Annotated in this window: 16 protein-coding genes; 11 read left to right on the forward strand and 5 right to left on the reverse strand. The window is 49.8% G+C overall.

Annotation, left to right across the window (positions count from 1 at the left end; translation table 11 throughout):
• Positions 1–77 precede the first annotated feature (77 nt).
• Positions 78–1,382: a DUF2254 domain-containing protein gene (locus tag BWI97_RS22885; protein ID WP_102202964.1), complete on the reverse strand. Its 1,305-nt coding sequence runs from the start codon at positions 1,380–1,382 to the stop codon at positions 78–80.
• 614 nt (positions 1,383–1,996) lie between these two features.
• Between BWI97_RS22885 and BWI97_RS22890 the strand changes: the two genes are divergently transcribed.
• Positions 1,997–3,109: an acyltransferase gene (locus BWI97_RS22890; protein WP_094813703.1), complete on the forward strand. Its 1,113-nt coding sequence runs from the start codon at positions 1,997–1,999 to the stop codon at positions 3,107–3,109.
• A gap of 195 nt (positions 3,110–3,304) precedes the next feature.
• On the opposite strand, the gene BWI97_RS22895 is transcribed toward BWI97_RS22890, so the two are convergent.
• Positions 3,305–4,873 (reverse strand): TlpA disulfide reductase family protein, encoded by a 1,569-nt coding sequence (locus BWI97_RS22895; RefSeq protein WP_102202965.1) that lies wholly within the window; start codon positions 4,871–4,873, stop codon positions 3,305–3,307.
• Positions 4,874–5,251: 378 nt separating this feature from the next.
• On the opposite strand from BWI97_RS22895, the gene BWI97_RS22900 reads away from it, so the two are divergent.
• From BWI97_RS22900 to BWI97_RS22920, 5 genes are all read left to right on the forward strand, one after another.
• Positions 5,252–5,914 (forward strand): hypothetical protein, encoded by a 663-nt coding sequence (locus BWI97_RS22900; protein ID WP_146011002.1) that lies wholly within the window; start codon positions 5,252–5,254, stop codon positions 5,912–5,914.
• Positions 5,915–6,344: 430 nt separating this feature from the next.
• The gene (locus BWI97_RS22905) at positions 6,345–7,388 is read left to right on the forward strand and encodes an NAD(P)-dependent alcohol dehydrogenase (protein WP_102203132.1); all 1,044 of its coding nucleotides are present in this window, start codon (positions 6,345–6,347) and stop codon (positions 7,386–7,388) included.
• Between the two features lie 239 nt (positions 7,389–7,627).
• Complete coding sequence (locus tag BWI97_RS22910) at positions 7,628–8,317, forward strand: siderophore-interacting protein (RefSeq protein ID WP_102202967.1); 690 nt, start codon at positions 7,628–7,630, stop codon at positions 8,315–8,317.
• An 8-nt stretch (positions 8,318–8,325) separates the two neighbouring features.
• Entirely contained in the window at positions 8,326–9,195 is an 870-nt protein-coding gene (locus tag BWI97_RS22915; protein WP_102202968.1) for an AraC family transcriptional regulator, read from the forward strand.
• Between the two features lie 52 nt (positions 9,196–9,247).
• A complete protein-coding gene (locus BWI97_RS22920) occupies positions 9,248–9,694 on the forward strand; it encodes a hypothetical protein (protein WP_102202969.1) in 447 nt (148 codons plus the stop codon).
• Here BWI97_RS22920 and BWI97_RS22925 read toward each other — a convergent pair.
• The 3 genes from BWI97_RS22925 to BWI97_RS22935 form a co-directional block, all read right to left on the reverse strand.
• Complete coding sequence (locus BWI97_RS22925; RefSeq protein ID WP_158242821.1) at positions 9,632–12,661, reverse strand: glycosyl hydrolase; 3,030 nt, start codon at positions 12,659–12,661, stop codon at positions 9,632–9,634. The two genes, BWI97_RS22920 and BWI97_RS22925, sit on opposite strands and share 63 nt — an antisense overlap.
• Positions 12,662–12,887: 226 nt before the next feature.
• Positions 12,888–14,321, reverse strand: a complete 1,434-nt coding sequence (locus tag BWI97_RS22930) for an arylsulfatase (protein WP_094813715.1) — start codon at positions 14,319–14,321, stop codon at positions 12,888–12,890.
• A gap of 622 nt (positions 14,322–14,943) precedes the next feature.
• Positions 14,944–16,101 carry a Fic family protein gene (locus BWI97_RS22935; RefSeq protein WP_369826648.1) on the reverse strand — a complete coding sequence of 386 codons (1,158 nt, stop codon included), beginning with the start codon at positions 16,099–16,101 and terminating at the stop codon, positions 14,944–14,946.
• A 294-nt stretch (positions 16,102–16,395) separates the two neighbouring features.
• On the opposite strand from BWI97_RS22935, the gene BWI97_RS22940 reads away from it, so the two are divergent.
• From BWI97_RS22940 to BWI97_RS22960, 5 genes are all read left to right on the forward strand, one after another.
• The gene (locus BWI97_RS22940; RefSeq protein WP_199182073.1) at positions 16,396–17,514 is read left to right on the forward strand and encodes an efflux RND transporter periplasmic adaptor subunit; all 1,119 of its coding nucleotides are present in this window, start codon (positions 16,396–16,398) and stop codon (positions 17,512–17,514) included.
• 46 nt (positions 17,515–17,560) lie between these two features.
• Positions 17,561–20,701: an efflux RND transporter permease subunit gene (locus BWI97_RS22945; RefSeq protein WP_102202972.1), complete on the forward strand. Its 3,141-nt coding sequence runs from the start codon at positions 17,561–17,563 to the stop codon at positions 20,699–20,701.
• Between the two features lie 117 nt (positions 20,702–20,818).
• Positions 20,819–22,219, forward strand: coding sequence for an efflux transporter outer membrane subunit (locus tag BWI97_RS22950; protein ID WP_094813721.1), 1,401 nt, complete (start codon positions 20,819–20,821; stop codon positions 22,217–22,219).
• Positions 22,220–22,232: 13 nt separating this feature from the next.
• Positions 22,233–23,372 (forward strand): sensor histidine kinase, encoded by a 1,140-nt coding sequence (locus BWI97_RS22955; protein WP_102202973.1) that lies wholly within the window; start codon positions 22,233–22,235, stop codon positions 23,370–23,372.
• Complete coding sequence (locus BWI97_RS22960) at positions 23,369–24,151, forward strand: LytTR family DNA-binding domain-containing protein (RefSeq protein ID WP_199182074.1); 783 nt, start codon at positions 23,369–23,371, stop codon at positions 24,149–24,151. The genes BWI97_RS22955 and BWI97_RS22960 overlap by 4 nt, the downstream gene beginning before the upstream one ends.
• Positions 24,152–24,182 lie beyond the last annotated feature (31 nt).

Here is a 24,182-nt window from a genome sequence, read left to right on the forward strand (position 1 = left end):
AGGCCGGTATTGATCAGAAGAGAACAGTAGTAAAACGGCAGTATCCTTGACCTGTCCGGTTCTACAAATGAATGATGTTATTTATAATCAGCATTGAAAGTGGATTGCTTTGCCTCGATGTCAGACAGGAGTTTCTTAAAGACTACGTGGGAAGTAAGCCCCTGCAATTGCAGGCACATCAAATGCATTTCGTTACAGAATAATCGATCATCCTGACCGTAATCCCACAGTGGTCGGAGGCTTTGCAAAACCAACGCATCAAAACTGATTTCAGGAATTACTATTAAAATTTTTCCCTGCTGATCGTAAACCGCCTCGGCCGGAAAATGACTGGACCGGTACAAGAAGAGGGATACCAGGGCGTGCAAACTAAGAATAGCGGTACCGGGGTCATTTACGCCCGTACTCAAGGCTCGCAATCCAATTTCTCTTAATTGGCTAAACCCGTAAAAATAATTGCCCTGAATGGTTTGATTATGCCTGACGGACGTTAAGTCAATGATTTGCTTTTCCAGCGATTCCGGAATCATTTTACTTACTCCCATCAAAGGAGTGCCTGGTAGCACGAACGTACCCGGAGTAACGACTACATTAATCTGAATACCGTGTTCCGAACAAAGCGATTGTAGAGCTTCCAGATCAATCCGTTCGTAGATACCCGACTCGGTAGCTTTGACAAAATGAGAAGTATGCGTAAACGGCTGGGCAGGAACAGGTTGCGAATGAGGACAGCTTTTTTTCATTGCATCCAGCGTATCCTCAACTATTTTTTTGATCACTACTTCATATTTAACGGACTGGGTAATGTAGTGTAAAAAATAAATAAACAGGAAAATATCGAAGATCGTAAAGAACATTAGCAGGTAGATACTAAGGGCCGGAATGTAAATTCCTGATTCGACATCCCGAATCGTGCTTAACAGAAAGAAAGCATAGATGATGGTTCCGATATAAATGCCTAGAACGATTTGCTGAAACCTATTCCCGATTAACTGACCAAGTACGCGGTTACTCATCTGAGAGGCCGCCTGATTCAGCACGATCATTACCATTGAAAAGCTGAATACGGTTAGCGACAACAGTCCAGCGGCAATGGCCGTGATGATGCTTCTGGCCGTTGAAGCATCTCTTAAACGTAACCACACCAGCTCACTCTTGATCAATTTTCCCTGCGTTGAATAATCTAAAGTGATCATGATTCCACACAAAATGAGAAATCCCAGGGAGATGATCGCCGGGTAAAAGGCGATACTGTTGACGGTTTTTTGATATTTTCTGAGTAAAAAATTATTCACGGCTCTACTTGTCAAGGTGTCTGGAAACGCCGTAAAAAAATAAAACCAGTAGGGGCCCACGGGTAAAATCAGCCATTCCCTGAGCATACTTCAAAACGTATGATTTATTTTCTCTATAAGATTTCAGTTTCCCGGTATCACCCGATTGTTCTGATACCCAGGCGATCGCCGGTGATACTTTCTGTTCTTTGATCATTCGGCTTTGGGGGCAATGAACCTATAAGCAGCTGATTCTAAGCATCAGCTCACACTGACCCTAAGGGATGAGCCTTTGCTAAAGCAGCCTAGTGGCAAAACTCTTTTTCTGCAATATCCTGACTGTTCTATCCATTTTTTCGGGGAAAATTCTGGTCAACTGGCACGTACAACTACTTATATTTCACGCAAGCTGGTCGTATCTACTTGATTGTACGCGTTGTATGGCTACACCTGTCTAAAAAGGCTATTCCCTTCATTACTCCATCGCTGGTCTTGTTCCTTTCTGCTTTTTTCGAGTTCTTGCGTATACTATTGAAATCGGTCCGTTCGATTCCGTATTCGGACATGCCTCCGCTCTCGCCAGGACCTCAACGGTAAAAGCAAGCCTACGCAGTTCGCGAATGCACACCCTATACTGAAGGGAAAACTGGCAGAGAATCTAAACCTACCTTCCGCTTCGTGCCTGCTCAAACCAGCGTATAGTCGCAAGGGTCTTACTATGTATGCATAACCATCAATTAGGCACCAAGCCTCATTATCAAATCCTGGATGGGCTCCGGGGAGTAGCCGCCATCCTGGTCGTTTTTTTTCACCTGGCCGAGCCGCTGGCCAGCAGCCGCCTGGAAAATGTAGTAAACCATGGATACCTGGCCGTTGATTTTTTCTTTCTTTTATCCGGCTTTGTTATTGGTTATGCCTACGACGACCGATGGAACCGCTTAACCGTGGGCGGCTTTCTTCGTCGCCGGTTCGAGCGGCTGCAACCCCTCGTGGTGTGGGGCATGACCCTTGGTGCGGTTACCTTTTACTTTACCGACTCCCCGATCTGGCCGCTCATTCATACCGTTCCGGTCTGGAAGCTGATTCTTGTTACGCTGATCGGTTATACGCTTCTCCCGATCCCCCTTTCGATGGATATACGCGGCTGGCAGGAAATGCATCCGCTCAATAGTGTGGGATGGTCCTTATTTTTCGAGTACATCGCCAATCTACTCTACGCTTTAGGACTGAGGAAGTTATCGACAAAGGCCCTGACTGCTTTTGTCATACTGGCCGGTGCCGTACTATTGCATTTTGCGGTTACAAACCCCAATGGAGACGTTGCGGGTGGCTGGACACTCAATGCTCAACACATGCAGATCGGCATCACCCGTACGATTTATCCGTTTTTTGCCGGACTGCTTCTATCTCGGGTAGCCCGACCCGTAGCTATCAAACATGCCTTTCTCTGGTGTAGCCTGCTGATTGCGGTGGTTTTACTGATGCCACGCCTAGGCGGTGAAGCTCAGCTATGGATGAACGGTCTCTATGAAGCGTTCTGCATCATCGTGGTCTTTCCACTCATTGTTTACCTCGGTGCCAGTGGCGTGGTGCATACGCCTATGGAAGAGAAAATTTGCACCTTCCTCGGTGATCTTTCCTATCCCCTCTACATGACGCATTACGTGCTGGTGTATTTTTACGTAGCCTGGGTGAGTCATCACAAAGGCATTACCCTCAGCCAGGCCTGGCCCTACGCACTACTCACGTTTACGGGAGCCATTGGATTGGCGTATGCCAGCTTAAAGTGGTACGATGAACCGGTACGAGCCTGGTTGCGGAGAAAGCTGAAGTAGTTGAAAGCAAAATCCTGTACGCGTTGAGCCTGAGAAGGGATTGAATTCCGTACACAGGACCATCGATGAATGAACGATTGAGGACCCACCAATGGATCTACCCTGCTTAGGCCCCGATGGATCCTCCTGTCTTCTCCTGCCCGTTCGTGTAATCCGGTGCACAAGAAGCAGGAGAATACCCGTTTTGTCACTCCCTCAGGGATTCGCCGCCAGTTTACTCAACAGTGCAGCCGTTTCCTTACTTTCAACCCGTGGAGCATTGGCGTGGGTGAGCTTTCCCTTTTTGTCAAAAATCATGTACCGGGGAATGGCCTGTACTTTCGTTGCCTTGATGAAATCGGAAGCCTGGGCGTTGACGATCAGATAGTTTTCCGGGTAATCGCTGAGCTGCTCCTGCATACTGGCTGCTAGCCAGGGTTTAACCTGATTATCGATGGATAGATACACAAACACGACTTTTTCTTCCTGTAAAGCCTTGCGGAGGTGCATAGACTCCGGCATTGCGGCCCGGCAGGGACCACACCAACTGGCCCAGAAATCCACGTACATGATTTTTCCGGCGTGACGTTTCTTAAGATCTTCGAGGGTAATGCGTTTGTTTTTACTGTCGAGTAGCACCAGGGACCGCGTGGTGTTTCGTAGCTGATCAAACTTCAAAGCAAAGTTTTTTTCCAGAGACTGCGTGTAGAGCGTATCCTTCACCAGCCCTTTGTACGTCTGGTGATAGTGCAGAAAGTCAGCCTGGGAAAAGGTCCGGGCGATTCGGTACATTTCCCGCGTGAGCAGATAGTCTTTTGCCGGAGCCGGAAACAGGGCACTCGTCTGGATCAGTTCAAATGCCTGGCGGTAATCCCGGTTTACTCCGTCTTTCAGATCCATAAATCGGGCCTTTCGGGCCACGAGCCGATCGGCAACTGCATCCAGGAATTCGTGATGGTATACTTCCGGATAGTGGTAGGGATTTTTCTTGTAGTCTGCTAAAATCGCCTGAATACGATCACTGGAAAGATGTCCAGCTTCCAGTTCGACCAAGTTCGTCCGCATCTGTACCTTCTCTTTATGAAAAGCATACACTTCCGGCGATAGCATACCCGCCTGTTGCAAAGAATCCAGCACGATATGGGCCACGGCGAGATCCGCCAGTACCTGCGGGTAGAGTTTCCGCTTGACCCGGGCGATGCCACTGTCAATGCGGGCAATGTTTTGCACCGGTGTCAGGGTGGCGATTTTCTTCATCACGGCGGGATCGTTTATGATGTCCCGCATGTAAATTTTTCCCGCATCCATATAACAGCCCAGTGGTGTATATTTTTCGGTACGTCCCACGCCCTTGCGAATTAGCTCATCTACCCGAAGATCAGCCGGAAATGGCTTTCGATGCAGAATGCTCAGTTGCGGGATCGAATCGCGGTAGCTAATCAGCAGGGAGTCTCCACTTCGGAGCAGATAGTCATTGTAATCCATATAATTGGCGGAAAGCCGTGCGATTACGACTGAAGCGGGACTTTTAAAAACAATCGGATTGGGAATTTCATTGGGTTTTAATTCAAATCGGCCATTCCCATCATCGGTATACAGGGACAACAGATCGTCTCTCCTCGACCAGGACGTACGGTTGTTAATTTTAAAATGAAAATAATTATCAATCTGCGGCTGATTTTTAAATTGAATCGTAACCGATGGAGGGTTAGCAATCGTCTGACTATTCCCCTCTGCTAATGTTCCTAAAAGTAGGACCGTACCAAACAGACCGATGTTTTTCATAGGATTTTTTTAAATGTTGACGGGATGACTTGCTGCTTTAAAACAGCCCATAGTTGTTTCTATAAGCCACTATTTGTCAAATAGTTAGCTTAAGTGCTTTACAAAAAGCACCCACTGCAAGCGATGTAGGCTTGCCGATTTAATCCAAAATGGCCGATCGTTTAGCCGTTTTTAAAGACGGCGGGAAATAATCTTCTTACGCTGGAATGTCCCTGGAGCGAAGTGCTTAATTCGTAGAAAAGAATAAATAAAATGCAGGCTGATCGCATAGCAAAATTAATTATAGAGGAAGGATCTTTTTCAAATCTGCAGTAATACTAGCACTGTATATTCACAATAACTAAATAAATAGTTAAAAAATTAAAACCTTAGTTGTTTTTGTTTCATCTTGCACGGACGTTACGCATTATACGCCTTTCGGTTCACCATTCACCGCATAAAAAACTACTTCTTTTGCTTGTGCTCGGTACGGCCTGTACCCGCCACGCCAGCCTGCCGCGTTCGAGTCCGCATAATGTAGTCAGCCAACTTAATGACTCTACGTGGTTCGCTACTGGAAAGGCCATTCGCCTCATCAAGCCGGGTCAACAGCCCGGATCGGTCTTTACGCTGCAAGTGTTTACCGACCTTGACTTTTCGGGCAATAGTTCTGTCAACCGTTCCCCTGCCATTACGGGTTGCAACGGCGAATGCGTTCCTACCCAAAGTTTGTCTGTCTATCAGATCCCACTTAAAAAAGGTCGGTATACGATTGCCCGGCTTCATGGCCAGCGGGTTACGGATGTGGAGCGAACCAATTACCGACTACTGTGGAATGGCAGTGGCCTTGCCAAAGAATACGTCAATGGCAAGGGCCGTGCGAGCTGGGTGCGTATTGCCCGGTACGATCCGGAATCCTGCACGGTGGAGGGTCAGTTTTCGCTGGACCTGAACGAAAACCTCACGATTCCCAATCGCTTACAAAACCAGCTTCCGCCCGTTGCCCGTTTTCGGCACGGGGTCTTTCGCGTTGAGGTTAAGGATATACGTTTAAAAGAATAGTCCTTGTTTGAGAGCAGTACGTTAAAAGGAACAACCTTCAGCCTTTAAGCTTTGATTTTGATCAGGACAAAGCTTTATAAATAGTTTTTAAACAACATACAATCAACGCTTTATCAGAATAAGTCTTGATTGAGGCAGGCAGTAGCTCGGGCTCCAGGGCTCATGTTTAGCCGTATCTGATCAGCCTCTGGTTTTACTACTGAAGGGTTGCCAACAGAATGGGGCAAGAAAATCCCCTGCTTCCAGAGGCTGATTCTTTTTGTTCTCACCCCCTTACCTGGCCCATTCCTTTCCGATTACTCTGTGATTTTCACCTAAAAGGTAATAAAGTTGCTCTGACGTAGCCCGGGCCTTGATTTCACCTCGGCCCAGCAATGAAACGTATGGCTTCCCTGAAGCAATGAAAACCCTTTTCAAGCATAAGAAAACGATGATAGAAACAAAAGGATACGCCGCCCAGACCAAGGATACGCCCCTGGCTCCCTGGTCTTTTGAACGCCGGGAACTCGGTCCGCACGATGTTCAGTTCGATATTACGTACTGCGGCGTCTGCCACTCGGATTTGCACCAGATCCGGGATGAATGGAACAATGGGATTTTCCCTATGGTTCCTGGTCACGAAATCGTAGGCCGCGTGGTGGCCGTGGGTAGCCACGTGCAAAAGTTCAAGGTAGGTGATTTGGCGGGAACGGGCTGTCTGGTAGACTCCTGCCGTACCTGCGAAAATTGCCAGCACGGTCTGGAGCAATACTGCCTCAACGGCAACAGTCAGACGTACAATGGGCTGGAGCAGGATAAGAAAACACCGACGTACGGGGGCTATTCCAACACCATCGTGGTGCACGAAGATTTTGTACTGCACATCCCCGAAAATCTCGATCTGGCAGCTACGGCTCCCCTGCTCTGTGCCGGTATTACTACGTATTCGCCCCTGCGACACTGGGGCGTAAAGCCAGGCCATAAACTGGCGGTTCTGGGTCTAGGAGGTTTAGGCCACATGGGCGTAAAATTCGGGGTTGCTCTGGGAGCGGAAGTAACCGTGCTGAGTACCTCACCGAGCAAAGAACAGGATGCCAAAGCCCTCGGTGCCCACAAGTTTATCGTGACCAAAGACCCCGAACAACTGGCTTCCGTAACGGGCTATTTCGATTTTATTCTCGATACGGTTTCCGCCGAGCACGATTACAATCAGTACCTGGCCTTACTCAAAACTGACGGCGTTCATATTTGCGTTGGAGCCCCGCCAACGCCCTCGGCTATTCTGGCCTTCAGTCTGATTCCGGGGCGTAAAAGTCTGGCTGGTTCGAACATTGGTGGTATTGCCGAAACGCAGGAGATGCTGGATTTCTGTCAGGATAAGAACATCGTTTCGGACATTGAAATCATTGCCATAAACGATATTCACACCGCCTACGATCGCATGCTGAAAGGTGACGTACGCTACCGCTTTGTAATCGATATGGCGACTTTGTAAGAGCCCCAATCGATGTCGGTTAATGGCCTGTCAAGACAATGATCATTGTACCCATTGGAAAGCCCCTTCCATCGCTGGTCTTCACTAGTAGTAGGAGGGGCTTTTGACATACGTAGCCTTACGTCTGCCTTGCCACGCACACCTATCAGCATTTACCGCCATTTGTCCACCTATCCCCGTTCTTTGTTAGACAAAAGGCAGTTGATTGGCCCGTAGTTTTGCCAGCAAATCAATCGACTATGGCCAATCTTCTTAAAAAAGCAGCGTCGGGTTTACTGGAAAAAATGCTTACTCCGGCTCAGGTAGTTAGCGTCCGGGCCTGGCAACCGTCCACCCTGCACGAAATTGTCATTCATACCCCAACCGTTGCCATGGAAAAGTGGGAAAGTATCAAGCGTTTCAAGTGTCAGGTAGAAACGCTTACGTACCGCGATTATACACCTGCCGAATGGGACGTTGACACCCGGCAATGTACCTTTTATATCGAAACCGGACATGCGGGGGCTGGCAGTCGCTGGGCCCGACAACTCAAAGGGGGTGATACTATTTTGCTGGGCCTCGCTCATGCGGCTCCTGTACCCGAAAAGCCGGGAGAAATCCTTTGCCTGGGGGACGCCAGTGCCTTGGGCCACTTTTTGAGCCTGCGACAACTCACGACCCGGGAACATTATCCCATGCAAGGCTGCGTCCTGCTCACGGATGACTACGTGTTTCCGGCCTCCTGGCAGTACCCCGAATTCGAGTTTCGAGTAAAAAGTCACAGCAACGGACAGGCGGAGCTGGAACAATGGCTTCAAACGCAGTCGTTACAAGCGTACACCAGCATTTATATTGCCGGAAATATTCCGCTGGTACAAAGCCTGCGAAAAAAACTAAAAGCCATGCCGGATGTGCACGCTAAAATTTACGCACACGGATTTTGGTCCTGACTACAGCCATGACCCAGGAAACCATAGCCCTTTACTCGCTCATTGAAAGCCTGTCAGGCGTTGAGATTCAATCGTTTTCATTTGATGAAATCGAGGTACTTGCCCAGGATCGAAGCATGATGCCTCACCGCCACGATCACTACTGCTGTTTTTTGCTGGAACGGGGAGCGGTTAATTTTAGCATTGATTTTCAGGAGATGGAAGTTGGTACGTCAAGTTTATTGATCTCCTGTCCCGGACAAGTCCACCAGCTGGGTTTTGCCCGACAAGCTCACGGCTGGATGCTGGCCTGCGATGCGGCTCTGATTGATCCCAAAGCCCGCACCGTGATTGATCAGGCTTTTTCCCGAATCGTACTCATGCGTCTGGACGCGTCCAGCCTGGATTGGTTCATTAATCTGTTTAAACTTATCCATACGCGAGTACACGCGGAGCAACCCGAGCGTTTTCAGGCTCAGCTTTTGCAACATTTGTTGAATGCCTTTTTTTATCAGGCTGCTCATCTCTTTCAGACCCAGGAAGAGCAACGCATTCAGCAGCATACCCTTCGAAGCGTTGACCTGTCAAAAAGATTTCAGCAATTGGTAAAAGAACATTTCCTGAACCTGAAAAGACCCGCCGATTACGCCGCGATGCTCAACATTACGGTGAGTTACCTAAATGACACGGTAAAATCGGTTACGGGTTTTCCTTCAACGTATTTTATTCAGCAGGAGGTAATCCAGGAGGCTCAACGACAGCTTTTCTACACAACCCAAAGCGTCAAGGAAATTGCTTATGGCCTGGGTTACGAAGATGGGAAGTACTTCACCCGTTTGTTTAGCAAGCTCGTTGGGAAGTCCCCCACGGATTTCCGAAAACTACACGTTTCCGAGTAAGCCTTTCGGTAAGAAATATCCCGTTTTACAGTAGCATCAGACCCACTTAGCTATGAAATTTCTAATCATTGGAGACATCCAGGCGGAAGATTCGCTAACGTTTGACGTAGCGGATTATCTATGGAATAAGGGTAATGAAATCTATCTACAAAGTTTAGATGCCGACCGGTCTGACGCGGAAACACCGGGATTAGAAATTTCGGATGCTGTTGTGATTGTTCAGCCCGCGTTAGCTGCCGTAAGCTTAGCATACCCATTTCTTACCCCGAACCTCCCTGAAGGCAACAACACCCCTGCTTCCCGTACCGAAGACCGTTTATCGATTCGGCAGCTACTTCGCCAACAAAAACTGGTTTTTCTCTTTTCGCAGAACGGTATTTTCTCGAATCTGCGGTCTGATGTGTCCCGGATTCATAAAATCTTCACGTACCCAGAATTAAACCAAACCGCCCTTTTCCAATTTTTTGCCTGGTGTAAAACGCTTGGTCTTTTTGCTTAAATACCTGACTGTTGTAGTACGATCTGCCCAATCGGACTCAAGTTTAAAAAAATAGCCTGAATGGGTGGGCGGACTATCCAAATCCATCCTACTCTTTTTGGGTTGGAATAAAGCTTCCACCCGAGTGAATGAAACATCCACCTGTACGGGCAACTTACTCAATGGGCTGAATCGTAATTTCTCCTTCCACGTCCGAGGCAGGGGCTTCCAGTCTTTGGCGGTAAACAGGCCGTCTTTGCCCACGTTTTCTTTCAGCCGGGCCGGGAAGTTGGTGTTATAAAACTTCTTGTACGCCCCACCCTGCTTCTCCAGACTAATAATGCGGTTAGCCATGCCATTGGCTACTTTGATTTCCAACGAATTGCTGGCTTTTAACCAGCGTTCATCCAGCACTACCTGCTGATCATTTTCCAATAAGGTACCTACTGATGTTCCGTTTAACCGCACTTCGGCACTACCATGAAGTTTGCCCAGCTGCAACAGCCAGCGTTTGGCCGGACCTTCGGGTTTAGTAAACGTAGTTTGGTAACGAGCCAGTCCCGAAAACTCCTGTAATGCAGGTTGGTTGACCTCCGTCCAGGGTTTTAATGTGGTTAGTTCTAGATCTGCTGGTAAACTTGGCCCCCCTTCCATAAAGTGTACCTTCCAGGGACCCTTCAGGGCTATTTTTGCTCCGGCTGTTTTGTAATAGGGAAAAGGTGTTCCCGTCCGTTGGGTGGGTGCCGTTTCCAGGATCAACGAAGCTCCAGCGGCCAGTTGAACCCAAACGTTTCCGTCCTGCAAACGAGCGAGTCCCTTGTTACCCGTATACGCATCGTACAAAGCAACCGAGGCGGCCCTGGTCGAAAGCGGTAACCAGCCTTCCCAGGCATTTTTATTGGTATTCAGGATAAAGTACAAGGTCTTAGACCCAATCATCCGGCGGCTAAACTGAATCCCTTCGGCCACCATCGCTTCCCGCCGTACCTGAGCCTGCTCGAGTAACCCGGTCAAATCATTACCAATTAAAATTCGCCCTTCACCCCAGACGGCCTGCTGACCAGCCTCCGATTTCGACCATTGTAAACCCGCGAACCCTTCGTCAAAAGCCTTTTGCTGGGTTTCGTGCCGGGACAGACCCGGCACCCGCTCGGGCCGGTTTTTGTAAAAAATGACCGTGGCTCCGTCGTGTACCCGTTGCAGGAGGGCTTTTTGCGTTGCCAAAGGCAGGTACTGCACGGCGGGCAAGACGAGCGTCTGGTAGCGGCTTCCTTTACTGAGCAGCTGGTTTTGCTGGGTTTGTAACGTCAGGATTTGTTTATCCGAAATATAGTCAAACGCGTAACCTTTCGCCTGCATTTCTTCGGCACTGGCTTCGAAAACGGTACCCTTAAAACCCTTCTCCATGCCATCAAAGTGTTGCAGCAACTCGCGACCGGGCTCGTTGTACTTATCGGCTAGCGGATAATACAGCAGGACATCGTTATTGGCCCGACCCTGCTGAAGAAAGGACTGCGACCGGGCAATATACTGGTTCAGCGTTGGGAAATGGTGCCAAAAGGGGTTGGTGGGCTGAAAATGGACGGCCGCGTAAAACAACCAGCCCGGCCAGGGGTCGGTACTGGGCGAATATTCAATGCCGTGGTAAAACAAATGATTTACTCCACCTAGAAAGTACAGATCCGTAGCCCGCTTGACGTCACCCAGCGTGGAAACAAAGTGCTCATTAAGCCAGGTAGCTGCCTCGCAGGAAACGAGCGTTTTGCCCGTCACGTGAGCAGCCGACGAAGCGAACTTAAAACGGAAAATATCCCGGCCTTCTGTCTCGGGAATATCGGAGGTGGCGTACAAATCCAGAATGTTGGCGGGTGAGCCGTGGGACTGATTACGAATGGGATAGCCCCGCTGATTCGCCCATTTTCGCCAGGCCGCCGTATAATTTTCCTGCAATAATTCACTGATAGTGAGCCGGTAATCGTATAAAACGCCGAGTTGGTTTTCACCCTTGTCCAATAAATCGAAGAGGTGCTCTTCCAGTGCATAGCCCCGACGTTTCCTGAATTCGGCAAAGAACTCCGGCGTCCAGTTGGATTGGCCCCGGGCGTCGTCCACTTCGTAGGAATCGTTGAACATCGCCCGTAAACCGTTCAGCGTATGACCCTTAAATGCCTGATCAAAGTGGTTCAGGTATCGATCCGTCGCGGCCTTCGAGAAGTGATCGATGGCATAACCTTCCCCGCCGGGGGCCGCCCGTTCGACCATCTTGCCGTGCATGCCTTCGAAGAGGGCCAGCAATTTCCATGATCCAGCGGGTGCCTGCCAGTTGAGCGTACCGCTCGCGTCGAGTTTGCTGGTCAGATCCAGCGTGGTACCCTGCTGATTGCGGGCCACCAGCCGCTGGGCTTTGAGCTGTGCGGGGTACTGAATCTGATCCAGAGCCAGTTCCTGTAGATTGGTATTAGCGGCTAAAGGGGCTTTTACCTGCGACAATTCCAGTTTCGTCGGATTCGCCGTTCGAACGAAGCCGGGTACAAAGTACAGTACTTTTTCCGACAGGCGTTGTCCTTCTTTGAGTTCGTAGGTTTGGTGATACACCGTTTTGGCGGCATCTTTCTCGGTAACCCAGGGTCCGCCAAAGGGCCAGCCTGAGCCCTGCGACATATCAATCCCCAGATTCAGGCGTTTGGCTTCCTGGAGGGTATACGTTAAAGCATCCATCCATTGCGGACTTAAATAGGGCAGAAAGTCTTTTTCGTAGCCTTTCACCCCGTAAATCGGTACAATTTCAAGCCCACCCAATCCGGCTTTCTGGTAAGTTTCCAGAGCCTTGCGAAGCTCCTGATTCTTAACGGCACTGCCCTCCCACCACCAGCGGGACCAGGGTTTATGCTGAGAGGTAATCACTGGCCAGTTCACCTGAGCCTGACTGGCTGCGGCGACACTCAGTAAGCACGTCAGCAGGCAGGCGGATAGCGTCGTTTTTTTCATAGGCAGTTTCATCGAGGCACCGGGGTTCAGTCACGCGGATACGTTACTAGAGTGATCTGTTTTTACTGGACTGTACCCCTACAGACAACAGACCGTTACGCAAGATTTGATACTGACTTTCCTCTCTATACGTTTTAAGACCCAACAAATTTTTTCTGGGATTTGCAGAGGTGTTTGGACAGGGATTTGTTTTAACCAGGGTGTATGCACTTCGTATAACGATACACTACTTCTCCCCCGTTCCGAAGGGAAATAAAGCCGAGGGAACATGCGACTGGTTCATCAACTGAGCCAGTTCTTTGCTTTTAGCGGGATGTTTCGAGGCCAAATTGGTAGTTTCACCCGGATCTTTCGATAAATCGTAAAGTTCAACCGGGCCATTCGGCTGACGACCCGCGTTTAATCGCACGGCTTTCCAGTTGCCCTGGCGAATGGCTTGCTTGCCATTTTGTTCGTGAAATTCCCAGTAGAGATAGTCATGTTGAGGCTGCTTGCCACGCCCCGTCAACGTCGCCGCAAACGAAAGTCCATCAATGCCTTGGGGAGCACTCGTACCCGCCAATTCACCGAACGTGGGTAACAAATCCCAGAAGGCTCCGAGGTAGGCACTCGACGAACCCGCTTTGATCGTACCGGGCCAGTAGGCCACGAACGGCTCCCGAATGCCTCCTTCGTACAGATCCCGCTTGTACCCCCTGAAAGGTCCGTTGCTATCGAAAAAATCCGGATCAGCTCCGCCTTCGATGTGGGGCCCGTTATCGCTGGTAAAAATGATGAGCGTATTCTTATCCAGTCCTTTTTCCTTGAGTTTAGCTACGATTTGCCCGACGTACCAATCCAGCCGGGCCACCATCGCCGCGAAGGTAGCGTGTGGGTAGGGCTGCGAAGTGTATCCGCCCCGGGTCGCTTCGGCACCGTAATCGTGCCCCATGTAGGGTTTTTCGGGAAACTTGCCTTTATAGTACTGTAACAGACTGTCGTCGGGAACCAGCAATTCGGCGTGGGGCAGAATGTAGGGCAGGAACAGGAAGAAGGGTTGGTCGTTGGATTGGGCTTCGACAAAGTCCAGTGCTTTGGCCTGAATCAGATCAGGAGCGTACTGCTTCGTTTGACGAAGGTTTTCATTGGCTTCCAAAACAATCTTCCGGTCATTTTCCCACAGATGGTTAGGATAGTACCGGTGAGCCAGCGTTTGACAATTATAGCCGTAGAAGGCATCAAAGCCCTGACGATTCGGGTCGCCAACGGAGCCCGTGGGTCCTAGGCCCCATTTTCCAAACGCCCCGGTTTTGTACCCCGCCTGTTGCAATACTTCGGCCACGGTCACGACCGAGTCGGCGATGGGTTCCTGTCCCTCAGGTGATACGCCCTTGTTGCCCCGGATGTACGTATGCCCCGTGTGATGGCCCGAAATGAGAGAGGACCGCGAGGGAGCACAGACGGAGGTACCGGCGTAAAACTGCGTAAATCGCATGCCTCCAGCGGCCAGCCGGTCAAGGTTGGGCGTTTTGATCTTCTTCTGCCCGTTAAATCCTACATCGCCGTAACCCAGATCATCCGCAATAATAAAGACGATGTTGGGCCGGGGAGCTTTTTGAGCCCGAACCATCGAAGCAAAGGACAGTATAAGTATAACCGTATAGCTGAACGAAAATCGCATGACAAAGGATTTTAAACTAATCTGAAAAAGACGCCAAAACGGTGGGGTACTCCCTTACTCAAGCCGTAGAGAGCACGCTGAAAGCTCGTGACAACCGTTCATTGATTCAAAAGGGAAGAAAGACCCAACAAAACCTATTAATCTACTAAATTTATAGGAAAATAAAGGCAGATAAAAAGACGAAGGCAACTTTTTTAACATGCAATGACTAAAATATCATAGATTATCCCTGACTTTCAGATTATTATATAATTTAAATTCAACATCTACTTTAGAAAGAAAGCCCCCGTTAGAAACGTTTAGTATACATCGGGCGAAGGACTTTCGGTTTAAAGTAAAATGATTGCTTCAGGATTTGGTACCACTAATCTGTACTCAGGATATGGCAGGCTTATACTCTGGCAATTTACTTTTTGCCTTCTAAACCGTTCTGGGAAATGTTTGCATTACTGTCTTGCCTCTGGTTGTTCACCCTCCTTACAAATCCTGAAATTTCCTCCTTTTTCTCAATGCTTAAGAATAGCTGTCCCACTCGAATCTGTGCTAATTCCGCGTATACTTAAAGCGGACAGAATGACTTAAAAGTGGGGGTTCATTATCCTGAAACATCCGTTACGTTTATTTATCGCTCGTTCAGCGGGGCCAGCAGGTAGGCCGTGCTCCGGCCCCCTGACTCCTCCTGAATCAGAATCCCCTGGGCCATTAAGTTTTGAATATCCCGTAAGGCGGTATCCTGCGAACATTTCGCAATCTTCGCCCATTTCGACGTGGTTAGTTTGCCATCGAAGCCATCCATAAGTTTGTTCAACAGAAGTTTTTGCCGCTCATTAAGGGACTTGGTGGTCAGCCATTCCCAATACCGGGCTTTGCTCAAAACGGTGTTGAGTACTTCGCCCGAAGCTACTACGGCTCGATCCAGACAGGCGAGAAACCAATCCAGCCATTCGGTGATGTCTACTGTTCCTTTTTGGGTTTTTTCCAGCATGTCGTAATACATCCCCCATTCTTTGCGGATTTGGGCAGACATGCTGTAAAAGCGTTGTGTACTGGTGTCGGCTCGGGAGAGTTGCAGATCGGCAATCGTTCGGGCAATCCGTCCATTGCCGTCATCAAAAGGATGGATAGTCACAAACCACAAATGAGCAATCCCGGCCTTAATCACGGGATCTATTAACTGTTCACTGTTAAACCACTCCAGAAAACGTTGCATCTCCTCCTCAAGCCGGTCAAATGCTGGAGCCTCGAAATGAACCCGTTCGCGTCCCATGGGTCCTGAAATAACCTGCATGGGACCGTCTCCTTCCGTTCGCCAATTCCCAACCGTAATCTTGTACATGCCGCTGTATCCGGTCGGAAACAAAGCGGCATGCCAGCCAAACAACCGCTCTTTGGTCAAAGGGTAATCATAGTGTTGAGTCGCATCCAGCAGCATTTCAACAACCCCTTCCACATCCCGATCTGCCCGAACCAATCCGAAGGTCTCAATTCCCAGTCGCCGGGCAATGGAGGAGCGAACCTGATCAGCTTTCAGTATTTCTCCCTCTATTTCACTCGTTTTAATAACTTCCAGGGTCATGGTTTCAAGCATTGCTTCTGTCTGGAGCGTGAATCCAAGTCCAGCCATTTTACCTAGTAGATGACCTTGTTTGTGCCGTACGGTTGCTAACGTATGAATGAGTTGCTCAGAATGCCAGTGGAAATGAGGCCAGTCCTTATTATTATAGATATACATAACAGATTCACCGCATAATATGCGGTGAATATACTCCAAATACTGCATACACCCAAATCTAATCGCCGCATATTGTGCGGCGATTAATCCACGTATTCACCGCATTTCTTTTGTCAACTTCCAGCTTACTCGTAACTAATTTGTACCTCCTGGACCTCTTCAAGCGTCAATGGAGATTATTTACTGGTAATCGGGGTCGATTTTATACCCGACGAATGAGTTGGCGTTCTTTCCGACTGGGTAAGCCGTTTGGTCGGCTGGGTAACAAAAAAGGAAGCTTACCTTTGGGTACTATCTATATTTGTTGCATTAAAAGCAATCAAAGTGAAACACTTCCCATTTTTGAAAAACAATACACTGCTGGTAGTCCTTTTCGGTACACTTCTGGCCCTGGCTGGTTGCCATTCCTCCGCGGAAAACCAAACCACGCAGGCCGCAGCCCCGCAACGACGCAGCGTACTAACCCTCCAGGAACGTTCCGTAACCCTTCATAAAGAGTATCCAGCCCGCATTGAAGGTAAAGTCAACGTTGACATTCGTCCGCAGGCGGAAGGCTATCTGGAAAAGATTTACGTCGAAGAAGGAGCCTTCGTTCGGGCGGGTCAGCCGCTGTTCAAAATCGCCGATGCTCCTTACCGCGAAGCCCTGCATACGGCTCAGGCTAACCTGGGAGCCGCCCAGGCGGAACTGAAAAAAGCCACCCTGGAGGTTGAGAAATTCACCGAACTCAGTCAGAATCGGGTCACCTCCGAATTTCAGCTGAAAACGGCCAAAGCTGCCTACGAAACGGCTAAGGCCAATGTGGCTTTACAGCAGGCTGCCGTCGCTACGGCTCAGATCAATCTGGGCTTTACCCTCGTCAAGGCTCCGGTTAGTGGCTACATTGGCCGTATTCCTAAACGCCTCGGCAACTTGGCTTCCCGCAGCGATACCGAACCCATGACGACGCTTTCGGACATCAGTCAGGTCTACGCCTACTTTTCGATGACCGAGCAGGACTTTCTTCAACTCAGTCGGAGTTCCACGCAATCGCTCAGCGAAACCCTCCAAAAGTTGCCGAACGTACAGTTGGTACTCGCCGATGGCAAGCCCTTCGAGCAGCCCGGCAAAGTACAGATGGTGGACGGAAAATTCGACACGGGCACGGGTAGTATCGGCGTTCGGGCGGCGTTCTCCAACCCCCGGTATTTGCTCCGCTCGGGTAATACGGGTCGCATTGTGCTACCCGAAACCCGGCAGAATGTTATTCTCATCCCAACACAGGGCGTGGCTGATATTCAGGACCAGTTCTATGTCTTCCGTCTGACCCAGGATAACCACGCCGAGCGGGTACCGATTGAGGTCAATGGAAAAAGTGGTGATAACTACGTGCTGGTTAAAGGTGTCAAGGTCGGCGACCGGATTATCGCCAAGGACGCCGGAATGGTAACGGAAGGCGAACAGGTCCAGCCCGTTCAGTAAATGATGTAGTGCAGCCGGTACCTTCACCGGCTTATTCTTTCCCGATATGCTTCAAAAAATTATTCATAGGCCCGTACTGGCCACGGTCATCTCCATTGTACTGGTGCTGCTGGGACTTATTTCTCTGACGCAGCTGCCAGTCATGCAGTTCCCTGACATTGCCCCGCCAACCATTTACGTATCCGGTCTTTACCCCGGTGGAAACAGTGAAAGCGTGACGCGTTCGGTGATTACGCCCCTGGAAGAATCCATCAACGGGGTGGAAAACATGCAGTACATCAAGTCTACGGCGGGTAGCGATGGTTCGTTTTCCATTCAAGTCATCTTTAATCAGGGTACGAACCCCGATCAGGCGGCCGTAAACGTACAGAACCGGGTTGCTCAGGTCAACAGTCAGATTCCTGCGGAGGTAATTCGGGCGGGGATTACGACCATCAAACAGCAGAATAGTAACATCATGTTCTTTAACGTGATGAGTCAGGATTCAGCCAAATTTAACGAGCTTTTCCTTCAGAACTACGCCAAAATTAACCTGGTACCGGCCCTCAAGCGGATCAAAGGGGTAGGAAACGTGCAAATTTTCGGGAGTAAGGACTACTCGATGCGAATCTGGCTGAATCCGCAAAAGCTGACGGTAAACAACCTCGTTCCACAGGACATTGAAACGGCCATTGCTAACAGCAGTCTGGAAGCCTCACCGGGGAAACTGGGTGAAGAATCGAAGGCTCCCCTACAGTACATTGTCAAATACAAGGGCAAGCTCAACAAACCCGAAGAGTTTGAACACATCATTCTGAAAGCCAAACCCGACGGATCGTTGCTCCGGCTCCGGGACGTGGCCCGCATTGAGTTCGGTTCCGCTTTTTACGACAGCGATAACAAAGAAGACGGCAAACCAGCCGTTACCCTGGCCATTCAGCAGGTCAGTGGCTCCAATGCCAATGAAATTGAAATTGCCGTTCGTAAAACCCTCGATGAAAGCAGTAAACGCTTCCCCAAGGGCGTGCAGTACGACATCATTCAAAGCGTGAAAGAACGCCTCGATCAATCCATCGATCAGGTAAAGCAGACGCTGGTGGAGGCATTTATCCTCGTATTTATCGTCGTGTTTCTATTTTTGCAGGACTGGCGTTCCACGCTGATTCCGGCGATTGCCGTACCCGTAGCCATTATTGGTACCTTCTTCTTTTTACAGATCATCGGCTTTTCGATCAACGTACTGACGCTTTTTGCTCTGGTACTGGCCATCGGGATTGTCGTGGATGATGCCATTGTCGTGGTGGAAGCTGTTCACGCGAAAATGGAAAAAGAACACTTGGAGCCCGAACAGGCTACGGTTTCCGCCATGCAGGAAATTACGGGAGCCATTTTATCCATTACCATGGTGATGGCGGCCGTATTCCTTCCCGTTGGGTTTATGAGCGGTCCGGCGGGGATTTTCTACAAGCAGTTTGCTTTTACCCTGGCGAGTGCCATTCTGATTTCAGCCGTAAATGCTCTAACCCTGAGTCCGGCCCTGTGTGCCTTGTTTCTGAAAAATACGCACGGGGAGACACCCAAACAGAATTTCAGTCAACGCTTTGTGACGGCCTTCAACGCGGGTTTCGACAACCTGACGTCCAGGTACATCCGTAGCATTCAGTTTCTCATTGCCCGCAAATGGGTAGGGATTGCCGCACTGGCTCTGGTCACCGGACTGGCCTTTTTCCTGATGAACCGGGCACCCAAGGATTTCGTACCCAACGAAGACGACCGCTTCATTGTCTACTCACTTTCCTTACCGCCGGGTACTAACCTGAAATTCACAACCGCCGCTATTCGCCGCATCGATCAGGCCGTTAAGAAAATGCCGGAAGTAGAATCCGTGACGAGCGTATCTGGCTTTAACCTGTTGAGTAACAGTGCCGGTCCCGCCTACGCCGTCGGCTTCATTCGCCTGAAAGCCATCAAGGATCGTGGAGAAATTCAGGACATGAACGAGATTATCGAAGCCATGAACCAACGGCTGACGAACGTCAAGGAAGGGGATTTCAGTCTCTTCCGTTCGCCTCCGGTGGAAGGTTTTGGTAGCGTAAACGGCTCGGAACTCGTACTACAGGACAAGACTGGGGGTGAACTAAGTAGCTTTAATACCCAGGCTCAGCAAATCATTGGAGCCCTGAATCAGGACCCGGCCATTGGAGCGGCGTTCACCACTTTTCGCAGTGACTTCCCGCAGTTTGAAGTGATTGTTGATGAAGATAAAGCCTACCAGCTGGGCACTACGCCCCGCGAAGTCATGACGACGCTGCAACTCTTCTACGGTGGTGCCCAGTCGAGTGATTTTGTTCGCTTCGGGAAATTCTACCGGGTGAACGTCAAAGCCGAAGGCCAATTCCGGATGGATGAAGAATCCCTGAATCAGGTCTTCGTCAAGAATGCCAGTGGTCAAATGATTCCGATTGGTAATCTGGTTCGCTTAAACAAGGTATACGGTCCCGACGTGGTCAACCGCTACAACTTGTTTAACAGCATTACCGTCAATATTCTGGCCAAGGAAGGCTACAGCAACAGTCAAAGCATGGATGCCACCGAGCGTATTCTCCAGGCGAAATTACCCGCAGGCTACGGTTACGAATGGAGCGGACTGAGCCGGGAAGAAAAAGAATCCGCGGGCCAGATGGTACTTATCTTCGGTATGTGCGTGGTATTCACCTACTTCCTGCTGGCGGCTCAGTACGAGAGCTATCTGCTGCCCCTGGCCGTTATTTTATCCATTCCGACGGGTTTGCTGGGCGTGTATCTGGCCATCGGCATGGCGGGTATTACCAATAACATTTACGTGCAGATTGGACTGATCATGTTGATTGGGTTGCTGGCTAAAAATGCGATTCTGATCGTTGAGTTTGCCCTCAAAGCCCGGCAGTCGGGGCTGGGTATTGTGGAGGCGGCCGTGGAAGGAGCCCGGCAACGTTTCCGCCCCATCTTGATGACTTCGCTGGCTTTCGTGGCCGGTTTGATACCGCTGATGTTTGCGACGGGGTCCTCCGCCGTAGGTAACCGTTCCATCAGTACCAGTGCGGCGGGAGGAATGATCACCGGAGTCCTACTGGGACTGCTGATTATTCCACTGCTGTTTGTCCTTTGCCAGTCTTTGCAGGAAAAAATAAGCCGGAAACGCTCCCGGCCCCAACCTGTACATGCGTAGAAAAGCCAGGTTAACGATAGATGAGAAGTAAACTCCGACCCGCCTCCGCTGGCCTGTGAGGCGGGTTCGGGGCTTGCTTCCGTCAACATTTCCCTTATCTAATCGATTGATTAGCACATGAAAGCCTTTTATTCCCTACTACTCGTGTTTGTTCTGCTTACCGCCTGCCGGGTGAGTAAGGATTTCAAACGCCCCGACACCCAGACGCCCCGGCAGTTTCGCAACGATCAGCCCGCCGATTCCAGTCTGGCTACGCTGCCTCACCTCCGGGATTTTTTCGCCAATCCTTTACTTCAGGCATTAATTGATACAGCCCTGACGTCTAATAACGATTTGCGAATTGCCATTAAAAATATTGAATATGCTCAGACTACGTTAAAGCAGGTGAAACTCAACTATCTGCCCGATCTGAACGCTCAATTGCAGGTGAGTCGCAACCGAACGGCCCGCAACAGCTTCGCGGGTTTGGGGAATGAAGCTTTTATTGGTACGCTAAATGTCAGTGACTTTAGTCTGAATATGGGCCTAAACTGGGAAATTGATCTCTGGGGTCGCGTCAGACGACAAAAAGAACAGGCCTTGTCGGATTTGCTTCAAAACGAAGCAATCAAACGTGGCGTACAAACGCGGCTGGTTGCCGATGTAGCCAGTGGGTTTTACAACCTGTTGATGCTGGATGAACAGCTCAAAATTGCCGTCCATAGTCAGGAGTTGAGTGACTCTACCGTACGCATTACGAACATCCAGTATCGCGTCGGGGAAGCGACGCAACTAGCCATTCAGCAAGCCAAAGCTCAACTCGAAGCCACCAAGCAACTGATTCCGCAAATCCAGCAAAGTATTATCCAACAGGAAAACGCTCTGAGCTTGCTCTGCGGCCAGTACGCCAAAGGAATTCTGCGTCAGGTGCATACCAGTTCGGAATTCACGATCAATCCGAAAGGCGGCTACGAAGTGTCGCTACTGGCCGCCCGGCCCGATATTCACGCCGCCGAATACGCCCTTCGCTCGGCCAACGCCCGGCTGGGTATTGCTCAAACAGCCCTGTATCCTCGCTTACTCATTACCGCTCAAAGTGGTCTTACTTCCTTTCAGGCTTCGAACTGGCTGAGTGTGCCGGGATCGTTTTTCTGGAATATTGCCGGAGGACTTACTCAGCCGATCTTCCAGCGTCGCCAACTGAGAACTCAGGTGGAGCAGGCTCGTATTGATCAGGAACGGGCAGCCATTACCTTTCAGCAGGCCGTACTCGCGGGTTATATGGAAGTATCGAATGCCCTGGTAGCCAACCAGAAACTCGAAGAGCAGATTCAATCAGCTACTAATCGGCGACAAGCCCTCGAAGAAGGCATTGGCTCAACGGAGCTGCTGTTTAAAAACGGCATGGCGAATTACCTGGAAATTATTACCGCCCAAAGTAATTACTTGCAGTCCCGACTGGCCGTCACTCAATTAGAACGCGAAAAAGCCAGTGCTACCATTGAGCTCTACCGGGCTTTGGGCGGTGGCTGGCGTTAATTCCAACAAGCGTATGCCTGGCACTCCTCTGCATCTGGATCGTCGTACCTACAAACGGTACATTCGACTCGCCCTGACTCCCGTGGTCATGCTGGCCATTCACGTGCTGTACTACCTCATTAATCCGGAAAGCTCGCTCTGGAATATTGGTAGTACCCTCGTCTGCAAACAGTGGGCGACGGACCTGACCATCACCTTCCTGTTTTGCTGGCTGTTGATCGAAGTAAGTATCGGTATTGCCGATGGATTGGAAGGCTGGTTCCCCTGGTCCAGCTCGCCACTCCTGCGGTTTATCGTGCAGACCGTCTGTACGCTACTGGCCAGTGTGATCATTTTGTTGATTGAGGATCAGTTATATGCCTGGATTTATCCGGAAACGCCCACGCCCAAGGAAGTACTGGAAGCCTGGCAGTTTCTCGTCGTCAATCTAATCGTAGCTCTCATGGTGAGCACCTATCATACGGGTTACTTTCTGTTGAACCGCTGGAAAACCACGCTGGAAGAAGCGGCCGAATTGAAAGTAAAGACGCTGGAACTGAAAGAAATGGCCCTGCAGGCGGAGTTACAATCGCTCAAGCTTCAACTCGATCCGCATTTTCTCTTCAATAACTTCAGTACCTTATCCGAACTGATTCTGGAAAATCCTTCCAAGGCTTCCCTCTTTCTGGATAAACTGGCCAAGGTGTACCGCTACATGATCCAGAACATGAAGCAGGATTTGGTACCCCTCAAGGATGAGATTGCTTTCGTGCAAGCGTACCAGTATCTGATTGGCATCCGGCACGGGCAACAGGTGCTGATTGAACTGGATCTTAATCCGACACTCGGTCATAAGTGGATTCCACCCATTTCCATTCAGTTATTGATTGAAAATGCCATCAAGCACAACCGGGCAACCCTAGCCGAACCCTTAACCATTCGTATCGAGCAGGTTGGTAATCGCCTGTGCGTGACCAACAACATCCAGCCCTTTCCGACGCCGCTACCCTCTTCGGGTTTGGGACTGAAAAACATTAAGAATCGGTATCGCATTCTTTCCAGTCAGGTACCGGTGGTAAACGCCAATGGCCAGCACTTCTGGGTAGAACTCCCCTTATTCGATTTCCCCCACGCCCCGCAATCCAGTCTTAGCCTGAGCACTACGCACGAATGAATACGAGCCTTTTGTCCTGTTTGATTATTGAAGACGAACAAGCCAATGTGAACCGTCTGATTCGACTGCTGCAAAGCCTTCGCCCGAATCATCAGATTTTGGCGGTATTAGGTACCGTCAGCGAAAGTGTGGCCTGGCTGAAAACGCAACCTAAGCCTCCATTAATTTTTATGGATATCCGGCTGGCGGATGGCATTTGTTTCGACATTTTCTCGCAGGTACCCGTCAGCAGCCCCATCATTTTTACCACGGCCTACGACGAGTACCTGATGATGGCCTTTAAGGTTACCAGCATTGATTACTTGTTAAAACCCATTGACGCCGACGAACTAGCTCAGGCCCTGGATAAGTTCGATCAGCTGCATCCTACCCAATCTGCCACCGACCCAGCTACGCTTTACGCCGAGTTTCTGGCCTTGTATCAGAAGCAGATGAAACCATCCCGACAGCGGTTTTTGCTACCCTACCGCGATGGCTATACCACCCTGCTGGTGGAGGATATTGAGTTCTTTTTCTCGGAAGCCAAGCTCACCTTCGCCCACACGAAAAGCGGTGGCAAAACGATGATTCCGCATACGCTCGAAGAGCTGGAAATTGATTTAAATCCGCAGCATTTCTTCCGGGCCAATCGCCAGTACATTATTCACGTAGGCAGTATCCGAAGTATTCATAACTACTTCAACGGTAAGCTTAAAGTACAAATCGGCACATACGAACCGCTGGAGATTATCATCAGTAAGGACAAGGCTCCTACGTTTAAGCATTGGCTGAATCAATGATGGTTTCTAAAATTAACGTATGGATACGTTC

Source organism: Siphonobacter sp. BAB-5405 (assembly GCF_002872335.1).
Taxonomy (GTDB): domain Bacteria; phylum Bacteroidota; class Bacteroidia; order Cytophagales; family Spirosomataceae; genus Siphonobacter.

What these genes read in the sequence shown, in the direction of transcription:
- BWI97_RS22920 (WP_102202969.1), top strand. Translation starts at nt 9,248, where the DNA reads ATGAAATTTCTAATCATTGGAGACATCCAGGCGGAAGATTCGCTAACG.
- BWI97_RS22915 (WP_102202968.1), top strand. Translation starts at nt 8,326, where the DNA reads ATGACCCAGGAAACCATAGCCCTTTACTCGCTCATTGAAAGCCTGTCA.
- BWI97_RS22960 (WP_199182074.1), top strand. Translation starts at nt 23,369, where the DNA reads ATGAATACGAGCCTTTTGTCCTGTTTGATTATTGAAGACGAACAAGCC.
- BWI97_RS22945 (WP_102202972.1), top strand. Translation starts at nt 17,561, where the DNA reads ATGCTTCAAAAAATTATTCATAGGCCCGTACTGGCCACGGTCATCTCC.
- BWI97_RS22910 (WP_102202967.1), top strand. Translation starts at nt 7,628, where the DNA reads ATGGCCAATCTTCTTAAAAAAGCAGCGTCGGGTTTACTGGAAAAAATG.
- BWI97_RS22930 (WP_094813715.1), bottom strand. Translation starts at nt 14,321, where the DNA reads ATGCGATTTTCGTTCAGCTATACGGTTATACTTATACTGTCCTTTGCT.
- BWI97_RS22925 (WP_158242821.1), bottom strand. Translation starts at nt 12,661, where the DNA reads ATGAAAAAAACGACGCTATCCGCCTGCCTGCTGACGTGCTTACTGAGT.
- BWI97_RS22885 (WP_102202964.1), bottom strand. Translation starts at nt 1,382, where the DNA reads ATGCTCAGGGAATGGCTGATTTTACCCGTGGGCCCCTACTGGTTTTAT.
- BWI97_RS22895 (WP_102202965.1), bottom strand. Translation starts at nt 4,873, where the DNA reads ATGAAAAACATCGGTCTGTTTGGTACGGTCCTACTTTTAGGAACATTA.
- BWI97_RS22950 (WP_094813721.1), top strand. Translation starts at nt 20,819, where the DNA reads ATGAAAGCCTTTTATTCCCTACTACTCGTGTTTGTTCTGCTTACCGCC.
- BWI97_RS22890 (WP_094813703.1), top strand. Translation starts at nt 1,997, where the DNA reads ATGCATAACCATCAATTAGGCACCAAGCCTCATTATCAAATCCTGGAT.
- BWI97_RS22905 (WP_102203132.1), top strand. Translation starts at nt 6,345, where the DNA reads ATGATAGAAACAAAAGGATACGCCGCCCAGACCAAGGATACGCCCCTG.
- BWI97_RS22955 (WP_102202973.1), top strand. Translation starts at nt 22,233, where the DNA reads ATGCCTGGCACTCCTCTGCATCTGGATCGTCGTACCTACAAACGGTAC.
- BWI97_RS22935 (WP_369826648.1), bottom strand. Translation starts at nt 16,101, where the DNA reads ATGCAGTATTTGGAGTATATTCACCGCATATTATGCGGTGAATCTGTT.